Below are 8,291 nucleotides of genomic sequence, written 5' to 3' on the forward strand. Positions count from 1 at the left end.
GGAGCGGCTTTGTGCGCAAGTTCAGGGGAACTTGCGCCCTTTGTTGGGGGTGGAAAGACCGCATTCGTTGCGCGTTCTAAGTTCGGCTTGGTTGGAGCGGCTTTGTGCGCAAGTTCAGGTGCGAACTTGCGCCCTTGGTGGGGATAGGGCGCGTGGCTTTACTTTGCGAGGTCTTGCACGGAAGAAAGTAGAGTTGGCGTTCTAAGTTCGAAGCCGCATTCGTTGCGCGTTCTAAGATTGGCTTGGTTGGAGCGGCTTTGTGCGCAAGTTCAGGGGAACTTGCGCCCTTTGTTGGGGGTGGAAAGACCGCATTCGTTGCGCGTTCTAAGTTCGGCTTGGTTGGAGCGGCTTTGTGCGCAAGTTCAGGTGCGAACTTGCGCCCTTTGTGGGGTGTGGAAAGTGCGCATTCGTTGCGCGTTCTAAGATGGGGAAGCGCTGTTTTGTATTTTATGGGGCTTGTCCGGGATTCGGGAGGGCTGTTGCTGGTGCTGTTCCGGGGCGGACGTGGCTTTTTATAAAGGAGGAAAATAGATGAAGGTTTTGGTAATCGGCGGAGCGGGGTATATCGGTTCGCATGTCGTGAAGGAGTTGATGAAGGCGGGGCATACTGTTGCCGTTTTCGACAATCTTTCGAGCGGGCTTCGGGCGAATCTTTTTCCTGAGAACGAATTTATCTACGGAAATATTCTTATTTCCGCCGACTTGGACAAGGCGTTTGCGCGCGGATTCGATGCGTTCGTCCATCTTGCGGCGTTCAAGGCTGCGGGCGAGTCGATGGTCGAGCCGGAAAAATATTCGGTGAACAATATCACTGGAACGCTGAACATCCTGAATTCGGCTGTCGCGCACGGATGCAAATTCATGGTTTTTTCTTCGAGCGCGGCTGTTTTCGGCGAGCCGAAATATCTTCCTATCGACGAGAACCATCCGAAGAATCCGGAAAATTACTACGGGTTCACGAAGCTGAAAATCGAGGAAATCATGGAGTGGTACGAGAAACTCCGCGGGCTCAAATTCGCTTCGCTCCGCTATTTCAACGCTGCCGGATACGACGTTGACGGATTTCCCTGCGGTCTTGAGCAGAAACCGGCGAACCTTCTTCCCGTCATCATGGAAACGGCATGCGGTCTCCGCAAGCAGATGAAGGTTTTCGGGACGGATTACGACACGCGCGACGGAACGTGCATCCGCGACTACGTCCATGTTACGGACCTCGCGACGGCGCACGTCAAGGCGCTCGAATACATAGCGAAGAGCGGCGAGAGCCTCAAGGTGAATCTCGGAAGCGAAAAAGGCGTTACTGTAAAGGAAATGCTCGACATGTCGCGGAAAATTACCGGAAAGGAAATTCCTGCGGAATTCGCAGGTCGTCGCGCCGGAGACCCCGCATCCCTGATTGCGACTTCCGCGTTTGCCCGCGAGAAGCTCGGCTGGGTTCCGCAGCATTCCGACGTCGAGACACTTATACAATCGACGTGGAACGCCTACAGAAAAGCATTCTCGGTTTGAGAAATCGGTATGAATAAACCTGTCCAGAAACTTCAGTTTCCGAACAGGTCTAATCTGTTCTGTACTATTTTTTCTATTGCGTCGGGCGCATTTTCGTTCGGTTTCTGCCGTGGCGGGAATGCGCCCGAATTTTTTCGTTTTGAATCGTTCCCCGACGAAAAATGAATGCGGGAATTACCGCGCGATTTTGTGTGCGAGCCAGCGCCCGCTTTTGAATCGCAGGAGGAAGCAGACTGAACGGACGCACCAGTCCGACGCCATGCCAATCCAGACGGCGAGCGGCCCGAAGCCGAATCCGCGCGCGAGAACCATGACGATTGCGACGCGGCACGTCCACATCGTCGTCATCGAGACAATCATGGAGAATTTGACGTCGCCGGCGGCGCGCAGACCGTATGCGGGAAGAAAACTTCCCGACCAGGCGAACGGCTTTATGACGTGCACGAACCAAGTCAGATGGATTGCGAGGGATGCGACTTCCTTTTCCATGCCGGAAAGCGCCGTTATTGGAATGACGAGGACGGAGACTGCGGCTGCGGAAATGAGCAGCGCGACGAATCCGTACAGCGACAGCCGCTTTATGTAATATGCCGCCGCCTTGTCGTCGCCCGCGCCGATGCATTGCCCCACAATCGTCATCATTCCAAGTCCGATTCCGACGGGCGCCTGGCACGAAAGGCTTTCGAGCATCGACGTCATCGCGTTTGCGGCGATTGCGGCAGTTCCCATCAGCGAGACGGTCGACTGGATGGCGAGCTTTCCGAACTGGAACATCCCGTTTTCGATTCCCGTAGGGATTCCGATTCTGAGAATTTTCAAGGTCGTCCTGAAGTCCGGGCGGATTGAAAGATAGTTTTCGATTCTGACGAGCTGCCTCGTCGTTTTGAGGAACGCGAGTATCGCAATTGCTGAAAAAACGCGCGACAAAAGCGTGCTGAGCGCGGCTCCCGTAACTCCGAGCCTGAAAACGAAAATCATGACAGCGTTTCCTGCGATGTTTATGAAATTTGATATCGTCGAAATCGTCATCGGCAGTTTTGAATTCTTGTCCGCGCGGAACAAAGCCGCCGCCGCGTTGTACATCGCGATGAACGGGTACGAAAGCGCGGTGATGAAAAAATACACGCGCGCGTTCGCCATGACTTTGCCGTCTACCTTCCCGAAAATCGCGCCGAGAATTCCGTTTCCCCACATGACGCAGATTGCAGTTCCGAAAACAGAAATCACGAGAATCGCGAAAAGAAGCTGCTTTCCCGCGGCGTTCGCTTTCTCATTCTGCCCGTTTCCGATGTATTGGCTCACGATTATCGCGCCGCCCGTGCACATTGCGGAAAAAAGGTTTATGACGAGCACGTTTATCGAATCGACGAGCGACACCGCTGAAATCGCCTCTGCTCCTGCCGTCGTGACCATTATCGTGTCGGCCGTCCCCATCAGGGAATTGAGGAGCTGCTCCACCATGAGCGGAACGAGAAGCGACCAAATCTGCTTTTTCGTGAATTCCATGGCGAGATTCTACTTCCAACGCAATTCATTTGAAAGGGGCGCGGCAAATGCACCGATGGGGCAAATCGTGTAGAATGGTCGGCATGAACGGAACAAAAACGTACTCCGTCGTCTTCGGAGAGGGCGACTTTCTCGGGCTGGATTCCCCCGCTTTTTCATTTGAGCGCGACGGCGCGTCTGAATCATTCTTCTTTTGCGGAAGCGGCGTGCGCGGGGACATTTCTTTTTCGTGCGACTGCGGCGAGGACGTTCTTTCCGTCCCCCGTTTCGTCGATTTTCTCCACAAAATGCTTTTCGTCGCCCCGCTTTCCGGCATTGTCGGCGGGTGCGTGAGGATTTTCTGCGGCGGTGCGGAGATTCCGCTTGAGAAAAGCCGGATTCCGTCGCTCGGCATGGATTTCGATTTTTCGTCGGCGCCGGAAAACGAGGTGTCGTTCCTGCGCTCTCTCCTTCTCCGCGTCGATTTCGGCAATCCTTCCGCGCTCGACGATGTTGTCATCGCCGAAATCGTGAACGTCGGGCTCCATTTTTTCGAAAAAGCGCATCCCGATTCCGCACGGAAAAACGAATCAAGCCCGCGCCTTTTCCGGCTTGCGCTCAAGACGCTCGGCTCCGTTTTTGCCCGCGGCGTGAAGCGCAGGATTTCAAAGCAGGACGAAGCAAAATGCGAGTCGCTTCTCCGAGCCGTCTCGTCCGCATCCGGAGCGATTCTTCCGCTTGTGGACGATTTTGCGCTGCGCGTGTTTCCGTTTTTTGCGGGCGAACGGGCGTTCGGTTCGGGGAGCGACCCGCTTCTTTCCGTTTTCCGCGACTGCGATTCCGAACGGGCGGTAGCGTTCGTCAACGGCGCGTTCCGGTTGTTCATGAACGAGTGGGGCGGCGTTCTCGTGCGCGACCCGCTGTATTTCAGAAAGCGCAAGGTCGTGCTGTGCGACAAATTCGTTTCGGAGCCGTATTTCCTGAAATTTTGCGAAGATGTGGAATCGCCTTCCGGGAAGGATTTTCAGGAAAAGCGCGCGCTTCTTTCTCCGACGGAATGCCTTTCGTCGGGAATCGCTTTCACGCCGGAGGAGATAACGGGCTTCGTTTTTGCGGGAGGCGAATTCGACGTTTCCGCGGTGGAAAAACTTCCGTTCGATGAATGCGCGCAGGTGATGAAAAAAATCGCGTCGCGCTCCGCCGTCGCCGACGAATGGCTGAACTCGCACGGTTTTCCGTCGAACGAATTCTCGAAGTCGATAAAAATCCGCGATGTGGCTCTCAGGGGAATTTCCGCCGTCGTGAACAAAGTCGCGGAGCCGTTCCGCGTCGTCTGCGACGTTTCCCCGAACGAACGCCATTTCCGGGCGACGGGCGACCCGACGCGCGCGACAATCACGCTCTGGTGCGGGCGGAATGTTGCCGCGCTCGACGTCGGAAGCGATGCGGATTCGTGGTGCGTCGGGTTCGGGAAATTCCTTTCCGTTTTCTGCGACGGGAAGTCGACGCGCGGCGAAATCGAGTCGGTTGCCGCGGCAGAGAACATCGGATTCGGAACGTTCTCCCGTTTTTCAGTGGAGCTTCCTCCGTCCGGAATCGAGCTGTTCGCCTCCGAAATCGGGACCGATGCGTTCAAAGGATACCGCGGGGAATCGTTCGTCGTCCCGCCGTGCGTGAAATCGATTTGCCGCGGCGCGTTCCGCGGTTCGTCGCTCCGCTCTCTCGCTGTTCCTTCTTCCGTCGTCGAAATCGGCAACGACGCGTTCAGCGAGACGCTCCTCGAAAAAATCGAGCTTGATGCGAAAATCCGCGTGCTTCACGTGCTTTTTTCCGGCTCGAACAACCTCCGCGAGATAAAAATCCCCGATTCCGTCGTATGGATTCGCCGCCTTGCGTTCGAGGGCTGCTCGTCGCTCCGCTCCGTCGTGATTCCGCAGTCCGTGAAATGGATTGACGAGGACATTTTCCTGGGGTGCAACAACATCGAGTCGGTCGATGTGAGCGGGAACAAGAATTTTTGCGTCAAGGACGGGATTGTTTTCGACAAAAAACGCGAGCGGATTGTCTCCGTTTTCGGAAGCGGCTTCGATTTTTCCGTTCCGCGCAGGCTTTTGTCCGTTTCCGGATACACGTTCCGCGACAGGGACATCTCCTCGGTATCGTTCCCAGACACGCCGCGGTTCGTCTCCGTCTCCGATTTCGCGTTCGCGTCGTGCAGAATCGGAAAGATTTCCCTTTCGCCGTCCGTTCTCTTCGGCGGCCCGAACGTTTTCGGCGGCTGCTCAATCGAAAAAATCCGCGTGAACCCGTCGTGCAAGGGCGCGTTCCTCTACGGAAACGTGCTCGTCGATTCGTCGATGCGCCGCGTCCTTGCCGTGGAAAGCGGCGCGCGCGAGGTGGAAGTTCCGCCGTGCGTCGATGAAATCGGCGGCGACGGGGAAAGCCCGTTCCTCGCGTGTTCGTCGCTCGAGAGCGTCGTCGTTCTGGAACGGTTCGGTTTTTCTTCCGTGCGGATTCTTCCGCGCGCGTTTTCCGGGTTGTCGGCGCTCCGCGAATTTTCTGTCCGCGCGGAGAATTCCTGCGTGGAGATTTGCGATGGCGCGTTCGAGAATTGCGGGAACCTTGAGATGGTGACGTTCGGCGAGGGAATCCTCGACATCCGCGCGTCGTCGTTCCGCGCCTGTTCCCGTTTGCGCAGCGTCGTCCTTCCCCAAAAAACGAGGGCAATCGGCGCGCGCGCGTTTGCGGAATGCACCGCGCTTGAGGGAATCAGGATTCCGCCGGAAGTCGTCTACATCGGCTCGGGGGCGTTCTCGTCATGCACGAATTTGCGCGAGCTTACAATCGATTCCGAGCGCGTGGAGATTGCCGACGATGCGTTCGACGGCTGCGTGAACATGAAGCGCCTGAAAATCCGCAAAGGCTCTTCCGCCGAGCGCTGGGCAGAAAAACTCGGCACGTTCGACGAGCTTTAGGAAATTTCCGTGCCCGCAATCAGTTTTTCAGGCAGAGTCTTCTTTTTTGCTGGAAATCTGGTTGCGCATTTTTGTGGTTCGCGTCTTGAGAATGAAATCCGCGTCTTTTTTGACGTCGTGCGATTTTCCGTCCGCCGTGAAAATTTCAAATTCGTAATGCAGGGACACGGTTTCTGCCCCGTCAAAATCGACGGCAGGAAGCGAAATCGAAAATGTGCCCGTCGTATACGGCTGCTCTCCGTTTTCTGCGCGGAAGCTGAATTTTTTCGATTCGGAAAAAGATTTGTGCCGTTTTTTTGATGCCGGACCGTATGATGAATGGTGCTCGCCGTAAATTTTGTCGGACGTTATGACGAAATTCCGTTTTTCGCTGTTGTCGGAATAAACCATCGCGCCGAGCAAATCTTTTTCCGATTCTCTGAACGAGACGGCGGCTTTTTTGAGCTGAATGCAATCGATTGTGCCGGACGTGTTTTCGATTCGCAGCGAAATTCCGTAGGGCGCGCCCTTCGTTTCGTACATTGTGTTCGGAAATTCGTATTTGAATTTTTCCCCGCGTGATGAAATCGACGAGAAAACGGAAAAACTTCCGTTTTTAATATCCATTTTGTCTTCGTCCGTTTTCCGCTCCGCCGTTCCGCCGTTTTTTTCGACCTTGAAGTATTCGGCATCGTGCTCCACTGTCCGAATCCAGCAGAAAAGCAGCGCGACGGACGGCGCCCCGCACGATGAAAGCAGCAGGACGAGCGCGGACGCAAGGGAAAAAGCTATCAGTTTGTGATTTTTCATAGAGAGAATTGGCGCGGATTTGCCTTGGAATCATCGGCAAATCCGCGCAACAAAAAATCAGCGCGACGTTTTGAGGTTCCTTGTCGTGTTGAAGCGGGCAATTGCCTCGTCGATGAGGAGCGTCGTGAGAGCGGTGAACCCGAGCCCGAATTTCTCGCACATCTTGGGGAACATGCTTATGCTCGTGAAACCCGGGATCGTGTTGATTTCGTTGAGGTAGAGCGCGTCCGTGTCGCGGTCGATGAAGAAATCGACCCTCGAAAGACCGCACAAGTCGAGCGCTGCGAACGCTTTTTTTGCCAGCGTCCGTATTTCCTCAAGCCGCGCGTCGGGAAGGTTTGCGGGAATGAGCAAATCCGCTCCGTCCGGGTCGTTGTATTTCGCGTCGTAATCGTAGAACACGTGCTTCGGGACGATTTCCCCGGGGCCGTAGGCGGTCAGTTTTTCCGCGGCGCACCTTCCGTCGTCTGTCGTCGGGTTTCCCGTTACGGAGCATTCGATTTCGCGCGCGTTCACGGCTTTTTCGATGAGGATTTTGTCGTCCCAGTTGAATGCCTCGATAATCGCGCCGTTGAGGTGGCGGAGGTCGTCCGCTTTTGAGGCACCGTCAGAGCTTCCCGCCGAGCACGGCTTCACGAAAAGCGGATAGCCGATTTTTCCCGCTTCCTCAAGAATCTCGTCGTACCGCTTCGAGTCGGCGATGTCGCTCCGCCGTACGCATATTCCCGGGACGACGGGAATTCCCGCCTGTGCGAGCGCGCTTTTCGTCTTTTCCTTGTCCATTGTTATCGCGCTTGCGAGCGTCGAGCAGCCGACATACGGGATGTTCACCATCTCGAACAGCCCCTGAATCGTTCCGTCCTCGCCGTATGTTCCGTGAAGGACGGGGAACGCGCAGTCGATTGCGATTGTCCGTCCGCCGACGCTGAACGCGGATTTTGTTCCGCCACCCGGAATTACGGAAACTGCCTGCGATTCGTCCTCGATTATCTCGAATTTCGCCTTTTCGTCCGCCTTTATCCTTGAAAGTTCTGTTTCCGGCTGCATGAACCAGCGCCCGTCTTTTGTTATCGCGATGAGCACAATCTCGTTTTCCCCGCTGATATTGCGCGCGATTGCCGATGCTGACACGAGCGATATTTCATGCTCGCCTGATTTTCCGCCGTAAAGTAATGCGATTCTCATGTATTTCTCCATTTTCCGGATATCCCGGCAGGGTGAACAACACCCGTATTAAGATTTTCGGAAAAGAAAGCCCCAATGTGAGAGCGACTTGTTTTTCTGCGTGTTGGAGGGGCTTTGTTTTTATCGCGCTCTTGCGCGATAAAACCGTGGTGGATTTTGGCGGTGTGTTTTTGGTTGTGGTGGGCGTTTTTCGAGGGGCTTTGTTGTTTTTCTGTGGAAAGAAAGCCCCAATGTGAGAGCGACTTGTTTTTCTGCGGATTGGAGGGGCTTTGTTTTTATCGCGCGCTTGCGCGATAAAACCGTGGTGGATTTTGGCGGTGTGTTTTTGGTTGTGAATGTTTTGTAAGG

6 protein-coding genes are annotated in these 8,291 nt (G+C 55.0%); 2 read left to right on the forward strand and 4 right to left on the reverse strand.

Annotated elements, in window-relative coordinates:
• Window positions 1-531: 531 nt before the first annotated feature.
• Window positions 532-1,509, forward strand: coding sequence for a UDP-glucose 4-epimerase GalE (galE, locus tag TRESADRAFT_RS00325; protein ID WP_002701748.1), 978 nt, complete (start codon window positions 532-534; stop codon window positions 1,507-1,509).
• Window positions 1,510-1,683: 174 nt separating this feature from the next.
• Here galE and TRESADRAFT_RS00330 read toward each other — a convergent pair whose 3' ends face one another.
• The gene (locus TRESADRAFT_RS00330; protein WP_002701750.1) at window positions 1,684-3,015 is read right to left on the reverse strand and encodes an MATE family efflux transporter; all 1,332 of its coding nucleotides are present in this window, start codon (window positions 3,013-3,015) and stop codon (window positions 1,684-1,686) included.
• Between the two features lie 83 nt (window positions 3,016-3,098).
• Here TRESADRAFT_RS00330 and TRESADRAFT_RS00335 point away from each other — a divergent pair, with 83 nt between their 5' ends.
• Window positions 3,099-5,969 (forward strand): leucine-rich repeat domain-containing protein, encoded by a 2,871-nt coding sequence (locus tag TRESADRAFT_RS00335; protein WP_159100007.1) that lies wholly within the window; start codon window positions 3,099-3,101, stop codon window positions 5,967-5,969.
• Between the two features lie 27 nt (window positions 5,970-5,996).
• Here TRESADRAFT_RS00335 and TRESADRAFT_RS00340 read toward each other — a convergent pair whose 3' ends face one another.
• The 3 genes from TRESADRAFT_RS00340 to TRESADRAFT_RS16150 form a co-directional block, all read right to left on the reverse strand.
• Window positions 5,997-6,758: a hypothetical protein gene (locus TRESADRAFT_RS00340; protein ID WP_002701753.1), complete on the reverse strand. Its 762-nt coding sequence runs from the start codon at window positions 6,756-6,758 to the stop codon at window positions 5,997-5,999.
• A gap of 57 nt (window positions 6,759-6,815) precedes the next feature.
• The gene (locus TRESADRAFT_RS00345; RefSeq protein WP_002701755.1) at window positions 6,816-7,943 is read right to left on the reverse strand and encodes a D-alanine--D-alanine ligase family protein; all 1,128 of its coding nucleotides are present in this window, start codon (window positions 7,941-7,943) and stop codon (window positions 6,816-6,818) included.
• On the reverse strand, window positions 7,900-8,291 hold a 392-nt coding region (locus TRESADRAFT_RS16150), incomplete at its 5' end, for a hypothetical protein (RefSeq protein WP_159100008.1). The genes TRESADRAFT_RS00345 and TRESADRAFT_RS16150, both read right to left, overlap by 44 nt.

Origin of the sequence: Treponema saccharophilum DSM 2985 (assembly GCF_000255555.1) — a bacterium.
Lineage (GTDB): Bacteria > Spirochaetota > Spirochaetia > Treponematales > Treponemataceae > Treponema_D > Treponema_D saccharophilum.

Excerpts from the sequence above, each read along its gene's own strand:
- TRESADRAFT_RS00345 (WP_002701755.1), bottom strand. The coding sequence starts at position 7,943 with ATGAGAATCGCATTACTTTACGGCGGAAAATCAGGCGAGCATGAAATA.
- TRESADRAFT_RS00335 (WP_159100007.1), top strand. The coding sequence starts at position 3,099 with ATGAACGGAACAAAAACGTACTCCGTCGTCTTCGGAGAGGGCGACTTT.
- galE (WP_002701748.1), top strand. The coding sequence starts at position 532 with ATGAAGGTTTTGGTAATCGGCGGAGCGGGGTATATCGGTTCGCATGTC.
- TRESADRAFT_RS00340 (WP_002701753.1), bottom strand. The coding sequence starts at position 6,758 with ATGAAAAATCACAAACTGATAGCTTTTTCCCTTGCGTCCGCGCTCGTC.
- TRESADRAFT_RS00330 (WP_002701750.1), bottom strand. The coding sequence starts at position 3,015 with ATGGAATTCACGAAAAAGCAGATTTGGTCGCTTCTCGTTCCGCTCATG.